This is a genomic window from Shinella sp. AETb1-6 (assembly GCF_009826875.1).
GTDB lineage: Bacteria > Pseudomonadota > Alphaproteobacteria > Rhizobiales > Rhizobiaceae > Shinella > Shinella sumterensis.
The window spans coordinates 41,801-63,299 of the sequence record NZ_WUMM01000009.1; the positions used below are offsets into that span (position 1 = coordinate 41,801).

Sequence of the window (21,499 nt, forward strand, 5' to 3'; positions counted from 1 at the left end):
CGATCAAGACACAGCCACCCCCGGCCGCCGTTTCGGCAACAGCGATTGGATGGCAGCCGACAGTCTCTCGATTTCGACGAAGATGACGGGCGTCATGAACAGGGTCAGGATCTGGCTGACGATCAGGCCGCCAACAACTGCAACGCCGAGCGGTTGGCGCAGTTCCGAGCTAGCGCCTGTTCCGACCGCGATGGGAAGCGCGCCGAGCAGGGCGCAGAACGTCGTCATCATGATCGGCCGGAAGCGCCTGACGGCCGCATCGTGAATGGCTTGGATGGTCGGTCGCCCTTCGTTCCGCTGCAATGTCAGGGCCACGTCCACCATCATGATGGCGTTTTTCTTGACGATGCCGATGAGCATCAGGAGTCCGATCAGGGCGATGATGGAAAGGTCCATCCCGCTGAACTTCAGTGCCAGCAGGGCGCCAAAGGCGGCCGAGGGCAGGCCGGACAAGATGGTCAGCGGGTGCACCAGACTCTCGTAGAAAACGCCGAGCACGATGTAGATCGTCAGCACGGCGGCGGCGATCAGGAGGCCGGTATTGTCGCTGGCCTGCTGGAAGATCTGGGCGGCGCCGGCATAGCTCGTCGTCACCGTCGAGGGCAGGGCGATTTCCTGCTTCAGCACCTCGATCCGGGCGGTCGCCGTGCCGAGGGAGACGCCGGCCGGCAGGTTGAACGACAGCGTGACGGCGGTGAGCTGGCCGGTCTGGTTGACGGTGACCGGGCCGGCTTTGCGCGTGATCGTCGCGAAGCTGGAAAGCGGTACGAGCGTCCCCAAGGAGGACGCCAGGCGGATGGCGCCGAGCGCCTGTTCGTTCCAGTCGAGTGACTGGTCGTATTCCAGGATGACGTCGTAGCTGTTACCCGTCGTCTGGATCTGTGTCACGACATAGCTCCCGAATGCTGCCTCAAGGGTCGTGCGCAGGGATTGCGAGGAGATTCCGAGGGTGCTCGCGCGGTCTTTGTCGACCTCGATATGGGCCTGGAGCGCATTGTTCTGCAGGTCGGAGGCGACGTCGACGAAGTGGTCGCGATCCGCACGCATGGCGTTCCCCAGCGTTTGCGACCATTGCCGTGCGGCCGAGGCGTCGATGGATTGCAACACGACCTGGTAGAGGCTCTGGGTGCTGCGACCACCAAAGCGGAGGCTCTGCTGTGGCGTGATGAAGGATTTGAGACCGGCAATGCCGGAAAGCGCATGGCGCAGGTCGGTGAGGATGGGGCCGAGGGCCGGCCGTTCTGCTGCGGGCTTCAACTGCACGAGAAGCGTCCCGGCGTTCAGCGCTGAACCGCCGGGGCCGGAGCCGAGGGTGGAGGTAACATGGCTGACGGCCGGGCTCTTTGAGACGATTGCCGCCGCCTGCGCCTGCAACGCGCTCATGGCCTGGTAGGAAATATCCTGCCGTGCCTGTGTCGAGATCGTCAGCAGACCGATGTCCTCGGTCGGGAAGAAGCTGCGAGGCAGGCTCGAAAACATCCAGCCGGACGCGGCAAGGGTGAGCGCGAAGACCAGCATCACCACGCCTCTGTGGCGAAGACACCAGCCGACCCATGCGCCATAGCCTGCTGTAATCCGGTCGAAGATGGTTTCCTTTTCCGGTCGCACGCGTTCGTCATGCGGCAGTCGGGCGGCGAGCATGGGGGTCACCGTCAGCGAAACGGCGGCGGACGACAGGATCGCAAGGGTGACGACGACACCGAACTCGTTCAACACGCGGCCCACGATGCCGCCCATCAACAGGATCGGCAGGAAGACGGCGGCCAGCGAAATCGACATGGAGATGATGGTGCCGGTGACCTCGCGGCTCCCCTCGATCGCGGCCTGGAACGGCGGCATTCCCTCCTCGACCTTCCGGATGATGTTTTCGAGCATCACGATGGCGTCGTCGACCACGAGGCCGACCGAAAGCGTCAGTCCGAGCAGGGAAATGTTGTCGATCGAATAGCCGAGCGCATACATCGCGGCGAGCGTTGCCACTAGCGACAGTGGCACGGCGATGCCGGGGATCAGCGTCGCGCTGACGCGCCGTAGGAAAAGATAGATGACCAGCACGACCAGGGCGATGGTGATCATCATCGTTGTTTCCACGTCATGCACCGCCGCGCGGATGGAATTCGAGGCGTCGTTGACCACGTTGATGTGCATGCCGGCGGGGATGCTGGCCTGTAATTCGGGTATCTTCGCCTTGATCGCATCCACCACCGCGACCGTGTTGGCGCTCGGCTGGCGCTGCACGGAAAGCACAATGGCCGGCGTGCCGTCCAGCCAGCTTCCCTGATTGAGCACCGCTACACTGTCTTTCACGGTCGCCACGTCACCGAGGCGCACGATCCGCCCGTTAGGCCTGGCAATGATCAGGGTGCGGAACATGTCGGCATTCGTGCGCTGGGTGGAAGCGTCTAGCGTCAGGGCCTGCGATTTGTTCTGCAAGGTGCCGATCGGCGACTGATCGTTGGCGTAAGAGAGGGTCGTCGCAAGTCCGTCCAGTGAAAGGCCGCGGCTGGCGAGGCGCGTCGGGTCGACCTCCACCCGCACTGCATAGGTCTTGGCGCCGAAGACCTGTGCCTGCGCGACGCCCGATATGGTTGACAGTGCAGGCGAGATGATGTTCTCCGCGATGTCGTCCATCTTTGTTAGATCGGCGGTGTCGCTGGTGAGCGCGAGGATGATGACGGCCGAATCCGCCGGGTTCGATTTGCGGTAGCTGGGCGGGGCGGTGAGATTGTCCGGCAACTGGCGCTGTGTGCGGGCGATGGCCGCCTGCACGTCTGCCGCCGCCGCGTCGATGTCGCGTGACAGGTCGAACTGGAGTGTGATCTGGGTGCTGCCCAGCGAGGAGGTCGCGCTGATCGTATCGATGCCGGCGATCGTCTCGAACTGCTTGATCAGGGGCGTGGCAACCGAACTTGCCATCGTGTCGGGGGAGGCGCCCGCCAGCTGGGCCGACACGTTGATCGTCGGGAAATCGGCCTGAGGGAGTGCCGCGACGGGCAGGTTTCGATAAGCTGCAAGGCCTGCGAGAATGATTCCCACCATCAGGAGGAAGGTGGCGACTGGCCGGCGGATGAAGCGTTCCGACAGGATCATTGCGCCGTGCCCTTTGCCGTTGCGGTAACGTGTGCACCTTCGACAAGGCCCGCCTGACCTTCCGTGACGACGACTTCACCGTCCTTCACACCGGATGTGACGCCGGCGCTGTCGCCGACGATCAGCCCAACAGAGACTTTGCGAATCTCGATGGTCTGGTCTGCTTTAACGACGAAGCAGATGTAGCCATCGCCCTGCGGCTGGAGGGCGACCGCCGGTACGATCACCACGCCGTCCCGCGCACCGGCTGTGACTGTGACATCGAGCGATTGACCGGGCCAGAGCGTCAGGGCCTCATTGGAAAGCTGCGCGCGCAACTTGAATGTGCCGGAGGCTGCATCGATGGCGTTGTCGATGAAGACGACGGGCCCGGTTTGGGGCGGATCGCCGGTCTGGCCAAGGGGCGGCATCGCTGCGACCGTCAGCGTTCCGGCGTCCATGGCCAAGCGGATGAGACCGAGATCGGGCTCGGGAAGGGTGAACTCGGCATAGACCGGCTTCATCTGGGTGAGCGTTACGACGGGCGCGCCGGCTGAAAGATAGGCGCCGGGAGAGACGGTGACGGCGCCGAGCCGCCCGTCGAAGGGCGCACGGATCTGGGTCTGCGACAGGAGAATGTTGTCAGCAGCAAGAACGGACTTGTCGACCTCGATGGTTGCGGCCGCCTGCTTGGCGGCGGAAACAGCATCGCCATATTGTTGCTGCGTGTCGATGCCGGAGGCGTTCAGCCCCTCGATCCGCTTGAGGGTCATGTTCGCGTCATCGAGCGTCGCCTGATCCTTGGCGAGCAGCGCCTGGTCCTTCTGCACGTTCGCCTTCGTCGTGCGGTCGTCGAGCTGCACCAGCAGGTCACCCGCCACCACATCCGCGCCGCCCTTGGCGACAATCTGCGAGACGATACCGGCAAGAGGGCTGCCGAGCGAGGTCGTCTGCAACGGCACGACGGAGCCGATCGTTTGGCGGATGATTGGCAGAGATCCGGATTTGGCGACGGTCGTCAGGACGGCAGCGATAGTGTCGGACCTGCCTGTACCGGTCCTGGATGTGGAAGTAGGCGGCTTCTCGGCGGTACCGGGACTTAGGGCGATGAAACGCTGCAATTCCGCCCGGTACAGAAGCAATGCGCCTGCCACCATCGGCAAAATAAGCGCCGGAACGATGCGTCTCATTGGAACTTCCCTTGGTATGCCGGGTGCGGGGGCAAACATGAAGCGTGCCGGCCGGACAGTGTGCGAAACGAAGAATATCGTAGAATAATGTAGCCGGGAAGCGGTCGGACGAAGGAGGAGCCCGCCCTGTAGAAGCCGGGCGGGGTTCATCTTGGTGTTGCCGTTTACCCGACCGGGCACGGGGCGGTTACAAAGGCTTGCTCGTTCTGGCGCTGGATCAGATACAGCGCGGCCTTGCATCCGGCCTTCCCGGCTGGCACCGGCGACAGGCTCGGCGGAAAAGCCGTTGCGGGAATGTGGAGGAGGTTAACAATCGGATCGTGAATGGAGACGAAGCGCTGCGACTGTCGTCGTGACGTGAAGCGCTCCATATGAACCGCTCGCGTCGTCGGATTGGCTGACAGGAATTCTCCACCCGGTTGTTAAGGCCCTTGTGGCGTCGATGCTCCACGCCGGGCATGATCTCTCGCTTGGCGGTGTCATAACAGCAGAGCTTGTCACTAGCGCTCGTGGACAAAGGTTGACTGCGGAGTCGAGGATCGAAGCGCCGACATGATCGACAGCACCATCGTCCGGGCACATCATTGTGCGGTCGGCATAAAAAGGGGACTGAAGAGACCCAGGCGCTTGGCCGATCGCGCGGCGGCTTCACCACCAAGCTCCATGCCCGCTGCGATGCGAAAGGCCGTCCGCTCGGCTTCGTCCTGACGCCCGGGCAAACGCATCATACACAGGGCTTTGCACCGTTATTCCGGATGATCTCCGACCGGATCGGGGCGTTCCTCGCCGATAAGGGCTACGACGCCGACACCATTCGCGACGAAATCACCAGCGCCAACATCGAGGCCGTCATTCCATCAAAAAGCAACAGGCGCGAACCGATTCCGCATGACAAAGCCAAATACAAATGGCGCAACCAGCTTGAACGACTTTTCAACAAGCCCAAGAACTGGCGGCGCGTTGCTACCCGCTATGACAAGACCAAGGAATCCTATCCCGGCTTCGTCGCAATTGCAGCAGTCAAACTATGGATACCCTTTGTCCACTGCGCTAGTCGTCACGCTTGGGACAACCTTGGCACTTCAGCAGCTTGCGCATCAGGCATTTGGCTGCCTCGGCTTCGCGGCGGCTTTACACCGGCAGCTCCAGCACAAACCCGCCCTGATCAACGGCGCGCCGCAGCCAATGCTTCTCGTCTCGGAGTTGCCTCGTCGAGATGCCCCTTATCACCCAGCTGGCCGCATGAACATTGCCGGATCTGTTTGGCGAAGGTGCGGCTGCCTGCAGCCGGACCGTTTGATGCGAAATGAATATTCCTCGCGCCACCAGCATGTCCTCGACCATCCGCGGGCTGAGCGGAAACCGGAAAGACAGCCAAACGGCATGGACGGTGATTTCGGCGGGAAAACGATGGCGGCGGTGGAGGGGGTTTCTGTTAGTCATCGCCGAACATCCCACATTCAAGTCCAGGTTTCGTTAAGTTGACGACGCCTGACAAAGATTTAAGCTGTGCCACGACGGGCTCTGTAACAGAAAGAACGGCCAGGGAATTGTCGGTGCGACCATGAAGATCATTCTTGCAGAAGACGATAGTGCAACTTCGGATTTCTTGCGCAAAGGGCTGTCGCAGGCAGGGCACTCCGTCGAACATTACGCAGATGGCCGCGATGTGCTTAGTCACTGTCTCTACAATGAGGCCGATCTAATTGTCATGGACCGAATAATGCCAGGTATGGATGGCATGGCGGTGTTGAAGGCGCTGCGTGCTGCCGGCAAGACCATACCAGTCCTGTTTTTGACTTCCATGTCCGATGTGGGCGACAGGGTGGAAGGCCTGATGTCGGGCGCGGACGACTACCTCACCAAGCCGTTCCACTTCTCTGAACTTCTTGCACGAATCGCGGTTCTTGCTCGCCGACCGGCGACTCCAGTTGAAACGCTCGTGCTTGCGGTTCACGACCTGGAGCTCGACCTCTTATCGCGCACGGCGAGACGTTGCGGCATGAGCATAGATCTGCAGGCAAAGGAGTTCGCGCTTCTTGAGGTGTTAATGCGCAATGCGGGCCGCATGATTACCAAGACCATGCTGCTCGAGAAGGTCTGGGATTTCAGTTTCGACCCCCAGACATCCGTGGTGGAGACGCATATGAGCAGGCTGCGCGCCAAAGTCGACAAGCCGTTCGAGATCGCTCTGATCCACACGACACGCAATGTCGGTTACTGCATCCATGCGCCGCGGTAACATCCTTTCGGGTGGTGCTTTCACGGCCGCCTTGCTCTCGCTCAGCGCGTTCATGGTCGTGCTGCTAGCGCTTGGTGTGATCCTCTATGCTGTCCTCAGCGGCGCCATGGAGCGGGATGTGGACGAACAGCTCATCGAGGAAACCGAGCTTTTCCGCCAGATCTATGATCGTTATGGCCAGCAGGCGCTTGTCGATGCCATCGGTCAGTTGGAGACGCCGGCTGTGGCCGGGCGCAGAATGGCAGGGCTCTTCGATGCCGGCGGGCGTCGGCTTGCCGGAAATCTTGACACGTTACCTCTTTCGGAAGGTTGGATGACGCTCGAATTCGACCAGCTCTTGCCCCGCCCGAACGGTCTCTATCGCCTCCATGCCAGCGGCATTGCTTCGCCAGACGTGACCGCGACACTCGTCGTCGGATATAATATCCGGGTGCTGCAACAGGCGGAGTGGCGGCTGCTATATGCGCTGATGCTAGCTGGCGTTGCTGTGACGGCCGCATCTGTGGTAGCGGGCTATGCGGTCAGTCGGCGAATGTTCAGCAAGCTGGAGACGATGTCAGGGACACTTGAGGCCGTATCGCGAGGGGATACGGCGGCGCGCATCCCCGTCTCGCGGCTTGATGACCAAATCGACAGGATTGCGCAGCGCATCAATGCACATATCGAGCGGCTCGCGGTACTGTCCGATATCACCAGGAATACGATTAACACAATCGCGCACGACCTGCGCTTGCCACTTGGCCGGGCCTTTCTGGAGGTGCAGCAAGCCACCTCCGAGATGGCCGACGATGCCCGGGCGAGAGGGCGGATGGAGAACGTCCTCGCGGAGTTGGAGAGCGTCAATGGCACGTTTGACGCCATCATGCGAATTTCTCGCATCAGGGCCTCAGGCGGCCAGGCCGGCCTTTCCACGGTTTCCGTGCCGGACGTGCTTGCGGAGATGCAGGAGACCTTCGCGCCGCTGCTGGAAGATGCAGGGCAGAGGTTGATCTGCAAACCCGAGGCATCCCGGGGGCTAACCGTTTTGGGAGATGAGCCCATGCTGCGTCAGGCATTGGCCAATCTTGTCCAGAATGCCAGTCGGCATTGCCCGGCAGGCACTACCGTCACGCTCGATGCGATGAAGGAAGAGGACGGAGCGATGGTATTGCGCGTATGCGACGACGGACTGGGCATACCCGCAGACCGACGCTACGACGTACTCTTGCCCTTTCACAGGGTCGAGAGCGAGAAACCGGTGCCGGGGACCGGTCTTGGTCTCGCGCTCGTCAGCGCGATTGCCGTTCGGCACGACGCGTCACTCGTCCTTTCGGATAACCGCCCAGGGCTTGCGGTCTCGATCCGTTTCCCGCCACGCTCGAAAATCAACATTCTGTAAGCTTCGCGTCAGCCTCGCTCGAACGTACTGGTCTATCCTCCCTCTTGCCGGCGCATGCACGTAAGCGACCGGAGAAAGAGCGCGCCATGCCCTCGTATCTCGATATCGCAATCACCGCAGTTTGCATTATATTGCTCCGTACGGATGCGTCTGCCCACGCTGCTCCGGTCCCTGATGCCGTTTGGAAAAGCGCCGACGTGGTCCGGCCCATCGATGAAACCTTTCGAGCTGTACGGGAAATACGTGAGGCACGGCGGGCAATCTTCGAGGGTGTCCCTGATAAGGCGGCAATTTACATCGGTGAGGCAAGGGCCGACATGCAAGCCGTGCAGCGCCAGGCGAAAGACTTTGCCGTGCCGGTTGGAAAGCATGCGGAAGAGGAAGACACTTACATCCCCCTCGACGTTCTGCTTGTTCTGTCGAAAGGCTTCAAGCCGACGCGTGAGGCACGCATGGCGGTCGAGGCAGCCAATAGGTACATTGCCAAAGGTGAATACAGACTGGCGATCGCAGTGTTGAAAACCGCGAATGTCGACGTAACAGTCTCAGCCACACTCATTCCGGCCAATGCCAGCCTGCGGTCCGTCGAAGCCGCTGGAAAGCTGACCGAGGCGCGGAAGTATTGCGAGGCGAGCCAGGCGCTGAAGGCCGTGGAAGATTCCTTCATTGTTGAGACCTATGGCACCGATAGCGCTCCGATGAGGGAGCAATAGGGGCCGATGGAAACAGGATAACGTGCCAAGGGCGTGCTATTGTGAGCACCTGCATGCCGTGCGAAATTTGAGGCCCGAAGAAACTTACACAGATGTAAAGTTCGCGCAGAGCTCATGCAAATTCTGCCCTGCATGATCCCCTCACGGTCACGAAGAAGATTCATACCGGATCTGGAGACCGCATGGAGATCACTATGAACCGCTTTGCATCCGCAGTTGGCATTTCGCTCATCGCTCTCTCATCCTTGGCCGGCGTCGCTCGTGCTGAAATGTGGCCCGGCGCGGATATCCAGCAGTCGCATCTCGATAGCGCCGTCAAGGCGCTGAAGGGAAAGAACTTCACCGTCGTTGACATCAGCACCCTCGACAACGGCGACCCGATGTCCAATCCGGACAGCTATGCAGCCAATACCAAGTCTCTGCAGAAGGCTATCGCTGGCAACAAGGCGCTCACGGAAGCGCTGAAGGCACAGGATGTTGAATTGCGCAACGTGGTTGCCGTCGATGAAGCGGCTAATGGCGGCTTTACGTTCTACGTGAAATAAAGCGAGCGATCACCCGCGCATGCGCGGCTATCAACGGGGAGGCGGCTTAGCCGCCTCCCCGTTGATCATTGTTTCGGCGTTCAGTGTATAGCTGGGCCGCGTAGTGGTCCGCATTGATCCTCTTTGTCAGCTTCTGCAGTTGCGCAAGAGGCTAGGGTCAGAAAAAGACAGCACTGGTGACCGGCGCGTCTCAAGGCATCGGGCGAGCGATCGCCGAGCGCCTGGCGGCCGAGGGCTACCGCGTCTTCGCCAACGATCTGCCCGTACGCAAACACCGTTGCCGAAGGCGTTGCCTTCGTCAAAGATGTCGGGAAGCCGAATGTGAAAGTGATGCTCGACACCTTTCACATGAATATAGAGGAAGACAGCTTCGCTGACGCGATCCGCACGGCTGGCGCACTCCTGGGGCATTTCCACACAGGTGAAAGCAACCGCCGCGTACCAGGCAAAGGCAGGATTCCCTGGCAGGAGATTGGCCGCGCGCTTCGCGAAATCAATTATTCCGGCGCCGTCGTTATGGAACCTTTCGTAAAGACGGGTGGAACCATCGGTTCGGATATCCGGGTCTGGCGCGATCTCAGCAACGGTGCAGACGACGCACAGATGGACAAAGATGCCCGGGACTCCCTTGCATTTTCCCGGTTCATCCTTGGCAGTTGAGCCCCGGCATCCGTTCCGTAGACGCATCATGAGCATCGCGGGCCAACGGCGAGTTGATTGATGCCGCGATAACGGTCGGAACCCCTTCCATGGGGTGCCGGCCGTTCCTTTGTGACAGAGAGGGTCTTGAGGGAACAGGAGATACCGAACGATCCGCGACACCCTCCGATACCACCCGCCGCCAAGGCCGGCGGATACGCTACGCATGTCTGCGCACGCGCCGACCATTGTCTGCCGATCCCGGCCGGGTTAACGCTGAACGAGGCCGCCGCACTCCCTGAGGGGCTGTTCACCATCTGGCATAATCTCTTCGATCGGGGTGCTCTCCGCTCCGGTGAAATACTGTTGATCGAGGCATTGATATTCTAGGCGGTGAGGCGACCAACCGTCACCTCGCTATCATGGGCCCGGGTGGCCGGCATGTGGGCCTTTCCTTCATGACCGGCGCGATGGCGCAGATCGATCTCGGGGTTCTGATGCACAAGGCCCTTTGGCTGACGTCCTCGACGTTGCGTCCGAAATCCGATGCGGACAAGGCTGACATCGCACGGGATGTCACACGTCATCTTCTACCGCTTCTCGGGGAAAACGAAATACGCCCGGTTATTTCTGCCGTCCTGCCACTCACGAAGGCAGCAGACGCTCACCGCCTTCTCGAAAGCGGAGGAAACTTTGGCAAAATCGTCCTCGAAATGCCGGAGAAGGCATGACCACGACCCGCATTTCGCTCCACTGAGCACCGGCTTCCCCCTTTCGTACGCAAGGTGATGGTCTGCGCCCAGAACTTGGCTTCGCCGACAGGATCGAAATCCTTGAAAGCGCTGCAAACGGCTTGCGCGCCTCTTCGGACCGCAAAAGGTTAACAAAACATGAGGGCTTGTTCGTGAGGGCACCATTCTGACTCGGCAGAAAGTTTGCAACAGGCCCGGACAAGCTCTTTTCCGCAAGCCACGTCTTATCCTTTCTCTATTCTGCGTCCTCAATAGCTGGATACGCGTTGAATCAGCGGCCTAAGATTGCGTCGAAAAAGTTCCGCCGGGTGGTTGCGGGAGCGCTGATGTTCTGGTCTGCATCCCGGTTTGCAATAACAGACGGGCCGGAGGGCGCGATGTCCACCCATTTACCAGCATGTTTGGTGGACTGGCGCTTGAGGTAGACGTAAGGCGTCTCGTCCCATCGGAATATCTTTGCTTTCATGTTGTCGAGGATAAAATCGCCCCGATCCGTTCGCACAGTCAAAACAGCGTGGCCGTCGCCTCGTTCATCTTTCACGACGGTAATGAGCAGGTTCGACACCGGGAGCCCAGCTTCGATCAGCCGGCGGCGTTTTTCCAGGACGATATCGTCGCAGTCTCCCGCGCCTTTGAACGGGTATTCCCAATAGTCCTCGTAGCCCCAGACCTCCATGTCCGATCGCTGATCGATCTCGACGTTCACCGAGGCGTTGATCCTGACGACAGTCTTCCATATCTCCTGCGTGAGATGGATCGGCGACTCGATTCTGGTGGGTCGGCAGTCGGTTGGGTGCCGCCTGCAGAATTCGAAATGCCCGACAGGCTGTGACGTAGCCGCCCCCACTGGCATCGATGGCGATGCTTGCGCCGGTGAAAATACCCCTATCGCGCAAAGAACGAGACTTACTCGCAATAGTCTTCTTGGATACATAGCCGACAGCTCCCTCTGACGCTTGATGCCATCTGGCGCTTGCGGCCGCGTGAAACAGACCGTTAGACTTTTAGCGATCACCAAAAATGAAAGCCGGACGCGATGACGGGCGAATACCGAGTTCGACTGCCGCGTCATTCAGTCTCCAGCCAAATGCCTGCAAAAGCAGGGACACTGGCTTGTCGTTATTGAGCAATCCGCCTATCAGGGTATTGTTCATCATAAAGAACATCCGCGCCATCGGGATTACAGTATGAGTTCATTCGCCGACATCACCCGTGCTGCCGCTCTCGTGCTGGTTTTGGGTTCCCTGCCACTGGATGCTGTTGCACGAGAGCTGGTTGTGGTTCCTTCGGGCAACAGAACAGCCCAACAGCCGGAAATTCCAAGAGCCTCGGCCCTGAGGACGAAGGCTTCGAATACGACCTATGAAAACAAGTTCCGGAACACGATCGATCTTCTGAACGGCGAGCCTGCGCTGCTCGACAAGATCAGACGAGCGGCTGATGCCTATCGGATCGATCCCATCCATATTGTTGGCGCTATCGTGGGCGAGCACACCTTCAATGTTTCGGCCGTGGATCGACTACAAACATACTACATCAAAGCGATCTCCTACGCCGCCCTGGACATAAGGTTCAGCTATCAGGGCACCACGTTGAAGGCTTTCCTGGCGCGGCCCGAATTCCACACATGCGATGGGTTAGCCGGCACGTCGGAGCAATGGAGTTGCCGTGACACGGTTTGGGACGAAGATTTTCGCGGCAAGACCGTCGATGGCGTCAACTATGAGCCTATCTCATTCCAGCGTGCGTTTTTTCAGCCCTTCTATGCGGGGCAGACCTTCGGCCTCGGCCAGATAAGCCCGTTGACTGCCCTACAAGTTACCGATCTTGTGAATAAGGTCAGCGGACTGCCAAAGCTCTCGGTCGACCGACCCGCGAACATCTATCGCGATGTGATGGATCCCGACCGAAGCATCGTCTACATAGCGGCGATCCTGAGGGATGCCATCGATGCCTATCGTGAACAAGGTTTCGACATTTCGGGCAATCCTGGGATCACGGCCACGCTCTACAATGTCGGCCAACCCCGGCGGCGCGCGGCGCTTTTGCGCGCGGCGGTCGATGCAGGCGCAAAAGGCCGCCTGCCGGTCGAGAATTACTATGGTTGGCTCATCAACGACCGCATCGAAATTCTGCGAGGCATCCTTGATGGCAATGCGGCCGGGGTGGACAGCTTGATCACCTCTGATACCGGTGGGAAAGCCAAGTAGCGGTTTATTTCCTCGGGAATGACGGGCTAAGCGAAGTTGCCCGCGGGCGGATCGCCTTGGCTTGGCGGTAGCCGCCCCCGTTCCGCCACAGCGCACAACCAACCGATCCGGAGAAAGATTTGGATACCCTACTGGACGCGACAGAGACCTTCATTCGCACCCATCAGGCCTGGGCGGCTTTGGTGGTTGGTTTCATTGCATTCGGGGAGTCTATCGTCATTCTCGGGCTGATCATTCCGGCGACCGCGCTCATGCTCCTGATCGGCGGACTGGTTGGCAGCGGCATCATTGACCCTTTTCCGGTCGTTACAGGTGCGATCGTTGGTGCGGTACTCGGCGACATCGTCTCCTACATGATGGGCCAATGGCTGGGGCCGGGCGTCGTTCATCAATGGCCGCTACGGCACTATCGCGAACGCGTGGCGCGGGTGCGGCTGTTCTTCCGCAAATACGGCTTCCTGGCTGTTTTCTTCGGCCGCTTCTTCGGGCCACTGCGCTGCACAGTACCGTTGGTGGCCGGGATGATGGGGATGGAGCAGCGCCGGTTCCAGGCAGCGAACATCGCATCGGCGGTCATTTGGGCGCCGGCCATGCTGGCTCCGGGTTGGCTGGCAGCGAAGGGTGCGGAACAGTTCGGCGACCTGACGGAAGCCCATTGGCTTGGCTTGGCTGTCCTGATGACCGGGATAGCCATCCTGGTCATGGTCGTGGGCGCGTGGTTTGCACGCCGTATGGCCCCAGCACGGCGGCGCGCGGACCAGATCAGATCGAGGAGGTGACAGGATTGGGCAAGAGGACTTCTCCATAGCACGGGAGACCCGTGATAGGATTACAGGTCACCGCGAGACACGAGCCGCTTCACCTGCGCCGCATTAAGTGCTATCCCGGCTGTCATAACTATTCATGTTGCAGGATGATTTCGCCGCCATGCCGGACGAAGGCGACAGTACCGACGATAGTCGACACCGAATGAGGCTGGCTTCCGCGATGCGGAGCCAGCCTCGACTTTCCATCATTCATTCCAGCGCGGCGGGCTTCGGCCCCGGATGTTCCATCCGGGGTGTTTTGCGTTTGCGCGTTCGTTCATAAGGCCCCGATCATGGAATTCCTTGCAGATCCGAATATGTGGATCGGCCTCGTCACCCTCATCGTTCTCGAAGTCGTCCTCGGCATCGACAATCTCGTCTTCATCGCGATCCTGGCGGACAAGCTGCCGCCCGAGCAGCGCCATCGGGCGCGCGTCGTGGGCCTGTCGCTGGCGCTCATCATGCGTATCCTGTTGCTGTTCTCAATCTCCTGGATCGTGACGCTGACACAGCCCCTGTTCTCATTGGGCGACTTCTCGTTCTCCGGGCGCGATCTCATACTCATCGCCGGCGGCGCGTTTCTGCTCGCCAAGGGTACGATGGAACTGCATGAAAGGCTTGAAGGCGCCCATAAGCCCAAGCAGGGCAAGGTCGCCCATGCCGTCTTCTGGCAGGTGATCGTGCAGATCGTCATCCTCGATGCGGTATTCTCGCTCGACAGCGTGATCACCGCAGTCGGCATGGTCAACAATCTCTGGGTCATGATCACCGCCGTCTGTGTCGCCATGGCGATCATGATCGCTGCATCCAAGCCTCTGATGGGCTTTGTGTCCAAACATCCCACGGTGGTCATTCTGTGTCTCGGATTTCTCTTGATGATCGGTTTCAGCCTGATCGTCGAGGGGTTCGGATTCCACCTTCCCAAGGGCTATCTCTACGCCGCGATCGGCTTCTCGATCCTGATCGAAGCCGCCAATCAGCTTGGCCGGCACAATCGCGGGAAAATGGTGACGGCGGGCGACCTGCGCGAGCGCACTTCAAATGCCGTACTGCGCCTGCTGGGCGGCCGGGTCGGCGATCAGCCGCTTGGCGAAACGATCGACGTGATGGCCGAGGAGGCTGCGCGGACGGATTTATTCAAAACCGAGGAGAAGGACATGATCCGCGGGGTGCTGACGCTTGCCGAGCGCCCCGTGGTCTCGATCATGACGCCAAGGAACGAGATCGGCTGGCTCGATGTCGGTGCGGATCAGGCGACGCTCAGAAGCCGGCTTCTCGAACTCGATCATTCTCGTCTGATGCTGGCACGAGGCAAACCGGACTCGTTTATCGGGGTGGCGGCTGCCAAAGACCTGTTGCGCGACATCCTGCAGGATGGCCAGTTGAACCTGAAGCGCTCGTTGCGCCAGCCGCTGATGGTGTACGAAAGCGCCAGCGCGCTTCATGTCATGGAGCAGTTGCGCAACGCGCCGCTCCAGATGGCGGTCATCGTCGACGAGTATGGTTCGCTTCAGGGAATCGCCACGCCAACCGATATTCTCGAAGCGATCGCAGGAGAGTTTCCTGACGATGGCGAGGAAGCGATGATATCCGAACGTGCCGAGGATGGGTCGTGGTTGATGGATGGTGCTCTTGATGTCAGACGCGCATCGCACCTGCTCGACGTCGATCTGGTCGATGAGGCCGATCGCTACGCAACGGTTGCCGGCTATATTCTCTGGCGGCTTGGCCGCCTTCCAGATGCGGGAGAGCGGATTGCAGGCGACGGGTTCGAGTTTGAAATCGTGTCCAGGTCAGAAAGGAACATCGAAAAAATTCGAGTCAAAGCGGGCATTCCTGGCGCTCGGCAGAGTTCGCTCTGACCATGGCGCCTGTAGCCCCTCCAGCCGTAGCAGGAAGACACCATATCCCTATGACAAGGCCCTCTAACGACAGCGCCACAAGGTGGAGAACCTCTTCGCGAAGCTCAAGGATTGGCGGTGCATCGCAAATCGATACGACGATGCGCGCACACCTTCTCCTCAGCCATGTGCATCGCTGCATGAGGTAAGATAGAATCTAATCGCCAGCGGTGAAGCCGGATAGCTGATCCGAGGGCGGCGTCCCGAGAGGGAACGCAGGGACGGACGATCTGCGACGGTTACCGGATGGGCCAGAAAGCCGGCTTCGAGTCAATGCAACGTTCGGCCTTGTGAAACCCGACACAGCACGATTGCTGCTTCCCGCCATCAGTCGCGAGGATTGAGGGGTGCGCTCGCCGTAATCCCCGTACCCTAAAGGCTGCGTTTTTCCTTTCGCCATGCGCGCACCATGTTGGCGTCTGCCTTCCCGCCGCGTGGACCATGGATCGTGACGGAGCGGGACGCGGCGGCGATGGAGAAATCCAGCGCTTCGGCGAAGGAGTGCCCCTGTGTCAGACACCACGTCAGTGCCCCGCCGAAAGTGTCCCCGGCGCCGGTCACATCGACCACGTCTACAGGATAGCCAGCCGCCTGCAGCTGCGTTTCGCCGTCGAAGGCCTCGGCGCCATCCGCCGCCTTCGTGCGTACCACCCACTCGATGCCGTGTTCGCGTATCCAGCCGCCGATGCGAGAGATATCGTCATGGCCGAAGGCGGCGCGGAAGCCGACCTGGTTGAAAATGATGACGGCCGCGCCGGTGAGGTAGGGTATGTCCTCGGGCGCGCAGCCACCGACATCGAGATCGAAGATCGCGCGACGGCCGTGATGGCGCAGATCGGCCAGAAGGGCGGCCTGCTTCAGCACACCGTTTCCCGTTTGGCTATGCAGTCGACGGACACGGTAGAGCGTCGTGTAGAGAAAACCCGGCTGGCGTAGCGACGCCAGTGTCGCCGGCGTCAGCCACATTGGCTGCTCGCCCATCTCGACCGTCAGGACGACGTGCTCGCCGTCGATCAGGAAGATCAGGTTACGCGATTCCGCAAGGGCGGGATCGACCAGCATGTGATCGACGCCGACGCCGCTCTGCCGGAGGTCGCCCGTAAGGCGCCGCGATAGCGCACTGTCGTTCAGCAGGGAAATGAACTGCGTCTCTCCGCCCAACGCCGCATGCATGACGGCGGCATTGGCGATGGAGCCGCCGATTTCCGCCGGCAGTTCCTGCACCATGCCCTTGTCGGCGCGGCCGGGCCAGCGGTCGGCGGTGTAATATTCGTCGAGCGCCACGTCTCCGATGAAGAAGGTTGTCATGCCGCAGGCCCGTCATTCAGCTGGATCCGGCGCGGCCCGCCCAGAACCGGGATCCAGGGGCTTGCGCCGAGGCCGCACACGGCCATCCAGTAATAGGTCGTGGGACGTGTGGAACCCCGGCAGGCGTCATGCCAGACGTTGCGGTGCATCACCACGGCCTGGCCGGGGGCGATGACGAAAGCCTCGATCTGGTCGTGCTGCGGCGCATCGGCGTCAGAGGCCGGAGCCACGGCAAGGACGATCGGCTCGGCGGCGCAAAACAGGGCCTCCTCGGTCAGCGGGTGCCGTTCCATGGCGGCGCAAGACCAGGGCGCGCTGCCGCCGCGGGTCATGCCGAGATGGCCCGGACCGTCAATCAGCGGCGTGCGGGTAAAGCCGTCGTTCCAGCCGTCGCCCTTCGTCCAGATCACCTCGGGGTCTGCATCGCCGGCGAGATCGTAGACTTTGCCATAGCGGGCAAAATTCTCGGCCGTCACCGGCCGTGCGACGACGGCGTTCATGCCGCGCTCCGTGCCAGGCGGACCGCGCGCATCAGGCGCGCGACGTGGGCGGCTTCGACGCGGCCGGTATCCTTGTGATCATGCTTGAACCAGCTTCCGACGACGGCGCCATCGGCATGCGCCAGCTGTTCGGCGGCGTTCGTTTCGGTAAGGCCCGCACCGATGAGAAGCGGAACGGCCTCGCCGACCGCCGCACGGAAACGGGCGACCTTGTCCATGTCGGTCGGTTGGCCGGTGGCATCCGACGTTACCACCAGGCCGTCGCAACGCCGGGCACCCAGGCGCACATCCTCCTCTTCCGATCGACCGGAAAGGACCGGCTGATACTTGAAACGCACGCCGCCGAGCAGCAGCGAGGGAACGCTTGCCCGCCGGGCCGCGAAATCCGCCGCGAAGGCGGCGTCGTTTTCCGGCGGCAGGTGGCCGGCGACGGAATCGACCTGGATGAAGGAAACCGGATACTGTTTGGCCAGCGCAAAGGCACGTTTGTTGTCGCGCAGCACGTTGACGCCGATCTTTGCGCCAAGAACGAGGCCGCTCAGCCGGTCGAGCACGCGCTCGACGTCGTCGGCATCCCCGAAATAGTTTTCCACTACCAGTCCGTCGACGCCTTCACCAGCCATGATGCGGGCTTCCTCTTCGGCCTGAGCGAGTTTTGCGGTCGGGCCATCGCCGGCAAGATGCAGCATGCCGAGAATGGGTTTCACGGTGGCGAAGGTCTCGATGAGACGATTCATGTCTATTCTCCTGCGTCGCGCGGCCTTCAGGCGGGCGCGGTATCGCGCCCCCAGCGCGTTGCGAATTTCATCTGGACGGCCGGCGAATAGACGATCGACGTGCGCTCGACCAACCGGTCGTCCGCATCGAGTACGTCTCCGCTGGCGCAAAGGTAGCCCGGCACATGGAGCGCCGGAGAAAAGACCTCCCGCAGGCGATCGGACGGCGGCACGACGGTCAGCAGCAGCTCCGAGCGCAGGGGATGGCGGTCATAGTCGCGGCGAAGCACCTCGTAGAGCGATTGCGCCGCGAAATCGTAGGTCTCGATGCCGGGATAGAGGGTGAGATCGAGTTGGGACGTATCGACGTTCAGCCAGCTGATCGTCTCATCATTCGCAAGTCCACGGGCTCGCACCAGAAGCAGTTCGCCGTTTTCCACTCGATGCTCCAGGACTTTCGTCACGGGGCGCTGCCCCTGCCGGCGGGCGAGTTCGGTGAAGCTGCCGAAGTTCCAGATATTGTGGCTGATCGGCCGGTGCGAGACGATCGTCCCGCGTCCGCGCACCTGCTGGACCAAACCTTCCGACACCAGAAGCGCCATGGCGTTGCGCACGGTGGTGCGGGCAATGCCGAACTGGTCGCGCAACTGGTTCTCTGAGGGAATGGCTTCCCCCTCGGAGAAGTCGCCGCTTAGGATCGCCGCGCGCAGCGCCCGGTAGAGCTGGCGGTAGAGCTGTTCGCTCGAATAATCATCGAGACGAAAGCGCGACAGCCGGTCGTCCGGTCGTTTGTCCGCGGCATTGGCGTCTGGTGTAGAAGGATGGGTCAAGGCAGGCTCCGGGAACGCTGGATTACTTCGTGGCTCCGTTTATCTTGAACTCTTCCACACCCGCTTCTTTCAAGCCGTAGCGGTCGAGGATCTGTGTATAAGTGCCATCGGCTTTCAGTGCATCGAGTGTGGCGTGCACGGCATCGCGCAGTTCGCCGTTCGCCTTGGCGAAAGCGATCCCGTAATAGTTGACGTCGCCGACATCGCCGATCTGGTAGAACTTGCCCGGCTCCTGCTTCATCAAATCGAGCAGGCCCTCAAGACCGATAACCGAGGCCTGGGCGCGCCCCTGGCGGATCTGCATGATGTGCTCGGCCTGGGTCGGTATCTGGATGACGGTGATCAGCTTTCCGGGAGGGCAGATTGACTTGCCGAGCTCTTCCGCCCAGGTAACCCAGCTCGTGCCTGTGGCGACCGCGACCGTCTTGCCGCAGAGATCGGCTTCGGTCTTGATTTCTGCCTCATGGTCGACGCTGGAATAGAAGACGTTGCCTGTCTTGAAGTAGTCGATGAAATCAAGCTGCGTCTGGCGCTCCACCTTGTCGGAAAAGGCCGTGATGATCATGTCCGAACGGCCGGTGACGACCTGCGGGATCAGCTGCGGAAATTCGACGTTCTGGAATTCCGCCGTCAGGCCGAGGCGCTCGGCGACCGCCTTGGCGAGGTCGATGTCGAAGCCTTTCAGCTCGGTCGAGCCTGCGTCGTTATATTCCATTGGCGGGTAGGCGAGGCTGATCGCGAAGTTCAGCTTGCCGGCGGTGCGCACGGCGTCCGGCAGAGCTGCAGCAAGCTTTTCGTCGCCGGTTGCCTGGGCGGCACCAGCAAGGCTGATGAATGTGGCTGAGGCAAGCCCCAGCATCGTCGGCAGCAGTCTCTTCATTATCCGTTCTCCCATTGTTGAACTGCGAATTGTTTCAAGCGAGCACGCGGCTCAGGAACGAGCGCACGCGCGGATCGGCAGGGTTGCTGAGAACATCTCCGGGCGCGCCCATTTCGCGGATTTCGCCGTCGATCATGACCACCACGCGATCGGCCACCTCGCGGGCAAAGCCGATCTCGTGGGTAACGACGATCATGGTGGTGCCGCCACGCGCCAGATTGCGCATGACTTCCAGCACCTCGCCGACGAGTTCCGGGTCGAGCGCGCTGGTCGGCTCGTCGAACAGCATAACGCGCGGCTCCATGGCGAGCGCGCGGGCGATGGCCACGCGCTGCTTCTGGCCGCCGGAAAGCTGCGAGGGATAGCTGTCCGCCTTGCCGGCCATGCCGACCTGCTCCAGCAGTTGCATGGCGCGGGCTTCCGCTTGCGCGCGCTTGAGGCCGCGCACCACCATCGGCCCCTCGATCACATTGCCGAGCACGGTGCGGTGGGCGAAGAGGTTGAAGTGCTGGAACACCATGCCGAGCTGGCTCTGCTGGGCGCGTAGCCGCTTGACGGGCAATTCCTGCAGGGCGCCACGGGAAAGCTCGTAACCCATGATGGCGCCATCGACCCAGACGTAGCCGCCATTCGGCACCTCGAGGTGGTTGATGCAGCGCAGGAACGTGCTCTTGCCGCTGCCGGAAGGGCCCAGGATGCACAGAACCTCGCCATGAGTGACGTCGAGATCGAGACCCTTCAGGACTTCGTGAGTACCAAAACTCTTGCGGATACCGACCGTCTTGACTGCGAGACTCATGCTTCCTCCGGGGCGGCCGGACGTTGCGTCCAGCCCTTAAACCAGGTCCGCTTGCCGCTTGCGGCGGAGGCATCGCGGCCGAAATGGCGTTCGAGATAATATTGGCCGATGGAAAGCACCGTGGTTCCCGCGAGATACCAGACGGCGCAGACGAACAGGAGTTCGATGACGGCACCATTGATGAAGTAGATGCGCTGTGCCGCGTTCAGCATTTCGCCCATGGCGATGGTAGCTGCAAGCGACGAGAATTTAAGCATGCCGATTGCGCTGTTGCCGAGCACCGGCAGGATCAGCCGCAGCGTTTGCGGCAGGATGATGCGGCGCATGGTCTGGCCTGGCGTCATGCCGAGCGTATGCGCCGCCTCCTTTTGCCCCTTGTCCACGGCACCGATACCGCCGCGCACGACTTCGGTGAGATAGGAGCCCTCATTGACGCCAAGCCCGAGCACCGCGGCGACGAAGGGCGTCACTACATCCACCATGCGCTCGTCGACGAGACCGGGAATGTAGAGGCGCGGGAAAACGAGCGCGATGTTGAACCAGATGAGAAGCTGGAGAAGCACCGGCGTTCCGCGAAATATCCAGACATAGAGCCAGGCGGCAAAACGCAGGATCGGGTTTTCCGACAGGCGCATGATGCCGAAGGCGAAGCCGAGCACGACGCCGAGTGCCAAGGCGCAGGCCGAGATCAGCAATGTCCAGCCGAAGCCGGCGATGATCACCTCCGCCGTCAGGAATTGCCCGACGACCGTCCACTGGATTTGCCCGACGGCGAAGGCCCGGCCGATGACGACGAGCAGCAGCAGAACGATGCCGCCGCTAATCCAGCGGCCAGGATGCCGCAAACGGCGCATGGGCACATCCCGACCGGGAAGGTCGGCAGGCGAAAACACGGCGGCTGATTTCGGAGACAACTGTTGCATGAGATCCAATTGTAGGGTTAGGCCTACAACTTACTATGTGGCATTCCCGCGGATGTCAAGCGGCGTTCTGCGGCGTGCCGAAGACCCCCGCAGAGAAC

The 21,499-nt window shown here is 61.0% G+C and carries 20 protein-coding genes and 4 pseudogenes; 12 read left to right on the top strand and 12 right to left on the bottom strand.

The window, feature by feature from the left end:
- Window positions 1-3: 3 nt before the first annotated feature.
- Window positions 4-3,090: an efflux RND transporter permease subunit gene (locus tag GR158_RS16720; protein WP_160871860.1), complete on the bottom strand. Its 3,087-nt coding sequence runs from the start codon at window positions 3,088-3,090 to the stop codon at window positions 4-6.
- Complete coding sequence (locus GR158_RS16725) at window positions 3,087-4,259, bottom strand: efflux RND transporter periplasmic adaptor subunit (RefSeq protein ID WP_160871861.1); 1,173 nt, start codon at window positions 4,257-4,259, stop codon at window positions 3,087-3,089. Before GR158_RS16725 ends, GR158_RS16720 begins: the two co-directional genes overlap by 4 nt.
- Before the next feature lie 584 nt (window positions 4,260-4,843).
- Here GR158_RS16725 and GR158_RS25385 point away from each other — a divergent pair.
- A pseudogene (locus GR158_RS25385) lies at window positions 4,844-5,278 on the top strand (IS5 family transposase); the annotation flags it as partial.
- 52 nt (window positions 5,279-5,330) lie between these two features.
- Here the strand turns inward: GR158_RS25385 and GR158_RS25390 are convergent.
- Window positions 5,331-5,702: pseudogene (locus tag GR158_RS25390) on the bottom strand (IS6 family transposase); the annotation flags it as partial.
- A 121-nt stretch (window positions 5,703-5,823) separates the two neighbouring features.
- Between GR158_RS25390 and GR158_RS16735 the strand changes: the two are divergent.
- From GR158_RS16735 to GR158_RS16765, 7 genes and pseudogenes are all read left to right on the top strand, one after another.
- Complete coding sequence (locus GR158_RS16735; protein ID WP_160871863.1) at window positions 5,824-6,501, top strand: response regulator transcription factor; 678 nt, start codon at window positions 5,824-5,826, stop codon at window positions 6,499-6,501.
- On the top strand, window positions 6,470-7,879 hold the full coding sequence (locus GR158_RS16740) for a HAMP domain-containing sensor histidine kinase (RefSeq protein WP_160871864.1): 1,410 nt from the start codon (window positions 6,470-6,472) through the stop codon (window positions 7,877-7,879). The genes GR158_RS16735 and GR158_RS16740 overlap by 32 nt, the downstream gene beginning before the upstream one ends.
- A gap of 86 nt (window positions 7,880-7,965) precedes the next feature.
- Complete coding sequence (locus GR158_RS16745; protein ID WP_160871865.1) at window positions 7,966-8,592, top strand: YfdX family protein; 627 nt, start codon at window positions 7,966-7,968, stop codon at window positions 8,590-8,592.
- Window positions 8,593-8,774: 182 nt separating this feature from the next.
- Window positions 8,775-9,137: a hypothetical protein gene (locus GR158_RS16750; protein ID WP_160871866.1), complete on the top strand. Its 363-nt coding sequence runs from the start codon at window positions 8,775-8,777 to the stop codon at window positions 9,135-9,137.
- Between the two features lie 176 nt (window positions 9,138-9,313).
- Window positions 9,314-9,385: pseudogene (locus tag GR158_RS25395) on the top strand (SDR family NAD(P)-dependent oxidoreductase); the annotation flags it as partial.
- A 7-nt stretch (window positions 9,386-9,392) separates the two neighbouring features.
- Entirely contained in the window at window positions 9,393-9,797 is a 405-nt protein-coding gene (locus GR158_RS16760; protein WP_371731734.1) for a TIM barrel protein, read from the top strand.
- A gap of 401 nt (window positions 9,798-10,198) precedes the next feature.
- The gene (locus GR158_RS16765; protein WP_246665688.1) at window positions 10,199-10,507 is read left to right on the top strand and encodes a zinc-binding dehydrogenase; all 309 of its coding nucleotides are present in this window, start codon (window positions 10,199-10,201) and stop codon (window positions 10,505-10,507) included.
- Between the two features lie 292 nt (window positions 10,508-10,799).
- Here the strand turns inward: GR158_RS16765 and GR158_RS16770 are convergent, their stop codons facing one another.
- Together GR158_RS16770 and GR158_RS25180 are read right to left on the bottom strand one after the other, a co-directional pair.
- Window positions 10,800-11,462, bottom strand: a complete 663-nt coding sequence (locus GR158_RS16770) for a transglutaminase-like cysteine peptidase (RefSeq protein WP_160871989.1) — start codon at window positions 11,460-11,462, stop codon at window positions 10,800-10,802.
- Between the two features lie 70 nt (window positions 11,463-11,532).
- Window positions 11,533-11,685 (bottom strand): hypothetical protein, encoded by a 153-nt coding sequence (locus GR158_RS25180; RefSeq protein WP_202402340.1) that lies wholly within the window; start codon window positions 11,683-11,685, stop codon window positions 11,533-11,535.
- 30 nt (window positions 11,686-11,715) lie between these two features.
- Here GR158_RS25180 and GR158_RS16775 point away from each other — a divergent pair, with 30 nt between their 5' ends.
- The 4 genes and pseudogenes from GR158_RS16775 to GR158_RS25400 form a co-directional block, all read left to right on the top strand.
- Complete coding sequence (locus GR158_RS16775) at window positions 11,716-12,738, top strand: DUF1402 family protein (RefSeq protein ID WP_160871867.1); 1,023 nt, start codon at window positions 11,716-11,718, stop codon at window positions 12,736-12,738.
- Between the two features lie 119 nt (window positions 12,739-12,857).
- The gene (locus GR158_RS16780; RefSeq protein WP_160871868.1) at window positions 12,858-13,517 is read left to right on the top strand and encodes a DedA family protein; all 660 of its coding nucleotides are present in this window, start codon (window positions 12,858-12,860) and stop codon (window positions 13,515-13,517) included.
- 320 nt (window positions 13,518-13,837) lie between these two features.
- Window positions 13,838-15,406, top strand: coding sequence for a TerC family protein (locus GR158_RS16785; RefSeq protein ID WP_160871869.1), 1,569 nt, complete (start codon window positions 13,838-13,840; stop codon window positions 15,404-15,406).
- 31 nt (window positions 15,407-15,437) lie between these two features.
- A pseudogene (locus GR158_RS25400) lies at window positions 15,438-15,589 on the top strand (IS5/IS1182 family transposase); the annotation flags it as partial.
- Window positions 15,590-15,817: 228 nt separating this feature from the next.
- On the opposite strand, the gene GR158_RS16790 reads toward GR158_RS25400, so the two are convergent.
- From GR158_RS16790 to GR158_RS16820, 7 genes are read right to left on the bottom strand one after another with little or no spacing between them, the layout of a single operon-like run.
- The gene (locus tag GR158_RS16790; RefSeq protein ID WP_160871870.1) at window positions 15,818-16,753 is read right to left on the bottom strand and encodes a carbohydrate kinase family protein; all 936 of its coding nucleotides are present in this window, start codon (window positions 16,751-16,753) and stop codon (window positions 15,818-15,820) included.
- Window positions 16,750-17,253, bottom strand: coding sequence for an ureidoglycolate lyase (locus tag GR158_RS16795; RefSeq protein ID WP_160871871.1), 504 nt, complete (start codon window positions 17,251-17,253; stop codon window positions 16,750-16,752). The genes GR158_RS16790 and GR158_RS16795 overlap by 4 nt, the downstream gene beginning before the upstream one ends.
- Entirely contained in the window at window positions 17,250-17,990 is a 741-nt protein-coding gene (locus GR158_RS16800) for a BtpA/SgcQ family protein (RefSeq protein WP_160871872.1), read from the bottom strand. The genes GR158_RS16795 and GR158_RS16800 overlap by 4 nt, the downstream gene beginning before the upstream one ends.
- Window positions 17,991-18,016: 26 nt before the next feature.
- Window positions 18,017-18,799: a GntR family transcriptional regulator gene (locus GR158_RS16805; RefSeq protein WP_160871873.1), complete on the bottom strand. Its 783-nt coding sequence runs from the start codon at window positions 18,797-18,799 to the stop codon at window positions 18,017-18,019.
- Window positions 18,800-18,821: 22 nt separating this feature from the next.
- Entirely contained in the window at window positions 18,822-19,679 is an 858-nt protein-coding gene (locus GR158_RS16810) for an ABC transporter substrate-binding protein (protein ID WP_160871874.1), read from the bottom strand.
- 34 nt (window positions 19,680-19,713) lie between these two features.
- Window positions 19,714-20,478: an amino acid ABC transporter ATP-binding protein gene (locus tag GR158_RS16815; protein WP_160871875.1), complete on the bottom strand. Its 765-nt coding sequence runs from the start codon at window positions 20,476-20,478 to the stop codon at window positions 19,714-19,716.
- Window positions 20,475-21,332 (bottom strand): amino acid ABC transporter permease, encoded by an 858-nt coding sequence (locus GR158_RS16820; protein ID WP_246665689.1) that lies wholly within the window; start codon window positions 21,330-21,332, stop codon window positions 20,475-20,477. The genes GR158_RS16815 and GR158_RS16820 overlap by 4 nt, the downstream gene beginning before the upstream one ends.
- Window positions 21,333-21,499 lie beyond the last annotated feature (167 nt).

What these genes read in the sequence shown, in the direction of transcription:
- GR158_RS16800 (WP_160871872.1), bottom strand. Translation starts at nt 17,990, where the DNA reads ATGAATCGTCTCATCGAGACCTTCGCCACCGTGAAACCCATTCTCGGC.
- GR158_RS16820 (WP_246665689.1), bottom strand. Translation starts at nt 21,332, where the DNA reads ATGCGCCGTTTGCGGCATCCTGGCCGCTGGATTAGCGGCGGCATCGTT.
- GR158_RS25180 (WP_202402340.1), bottom strand. Translation starts at nt 11,685, where the DNA reads ATGATGAACAATACCCTGATAGGCGGATTGCTCAATAACGACAAGCCA.
- GR158_RS16795 (WP_160871871.1), bottom strand. Translation starts at nt 17,253, where the DNA reads ATGAACGCCGTCGTCGCACGGCCGGTGACGGCCGAGAATTTTGCCCGC.
- GR158_RS16720 (WP_160871860.1), bottom strand. Translation starts at nt 3,090, where the DNA reads ATGATCCTGTCGGAACGCTTCATCCGCCGGCCAGTCGCCACCTTCCTC.
- GR158_RS16740 (WP_160871864.1), top strand. Translation starts at nt 6,470, where the DNA reads ATGTCGGTTACTGCATCCATGCGCCGCGGTAACATCCTTTCGGGTGGT.
- GR158_RS16725 (WP_160871861.1), bottom strand. Translation starts at nt 4,259, where the DNA reads ATGAGACGCATCGTTCCGGCGCTTATTTTGCCGATGGTGGCAGGCGCA.
- GR158_RS16775 (WP_160871867.1), top strand. Translation starts at nt 11,716, where the DNA reads ATGAGTTCATTCGCCGACATCACCCGTGCTGCCGCTCTCGTGCTGGTT.
- GR158_RS16810 (WP_160871874.1), bottom strand. Translation starts at nt 19,679, where the DNA reads ATGAAGAGACTGCTGCCGACGATGCTGGGGCTTGCCTCAGCCACATTC.
- GR158_RS16785 (WP_160871869.1), top strand. Translation starts at nt 13,838, where the DNA reads ATGGAATTCCTTGCAGATCCGAATATGTGGATCGGCCTCGTCACCCTC.
- GR158_RS16735 (WP_160871863.1), top strand. Translation starts at nt 5,824, where the DNA reads ATGAAGATCATTCTTGCAGAAGACGATAGTGCAACTTCGGATTTCTTG.
- GR158_RS16765 (WP_246665688.1), top strand. Translation starts at nt 10,199, where the DNA reads ATGGGCCCGGGTGGCCGGCATGTGGGCCTTTCCTTCATGACCGGCGCG.
- GR158_RS16750 (WP_160871866.1), top strand. Translation starts at nt 8,775, where the DNA reads ATGGAGATCACTATGAACCGCTTTGCATCCGCAGTTGGCATTTCGCTC.
- GR158_RS16770 (WP_160871989.1), bottom strand. Translation starts at nt 11,462, where the DNA reads ATGTATCCAAGAAGACTATTGCGAGTAAGTCTCGTTCTTTGCGCGATA.
- GR158_RS16790 (WP_160871870.1), bottom strand. Translation starts at nt 16,753, where the DNA reads ATGACAACCTTCTTCATCGGAGACGTGGCGCTCGACGAATATTACACC.
- GR158_RS16745 (WP_160871865.1), top strand. Translation starts at nt 7,966, where the DNA reads ATGCCCTCGTATCTCGATATCGCAATCACCGCAGTTTGCATTATATTG.
- GR158_RS16815 (WP_160871875.1), bottom strand. Translation starts at nt 20,478, where the DNA reads ATGAGTCTCGCAGTCAAGACGGTCGGTATCCGCAAGAGTTTTGGTACT.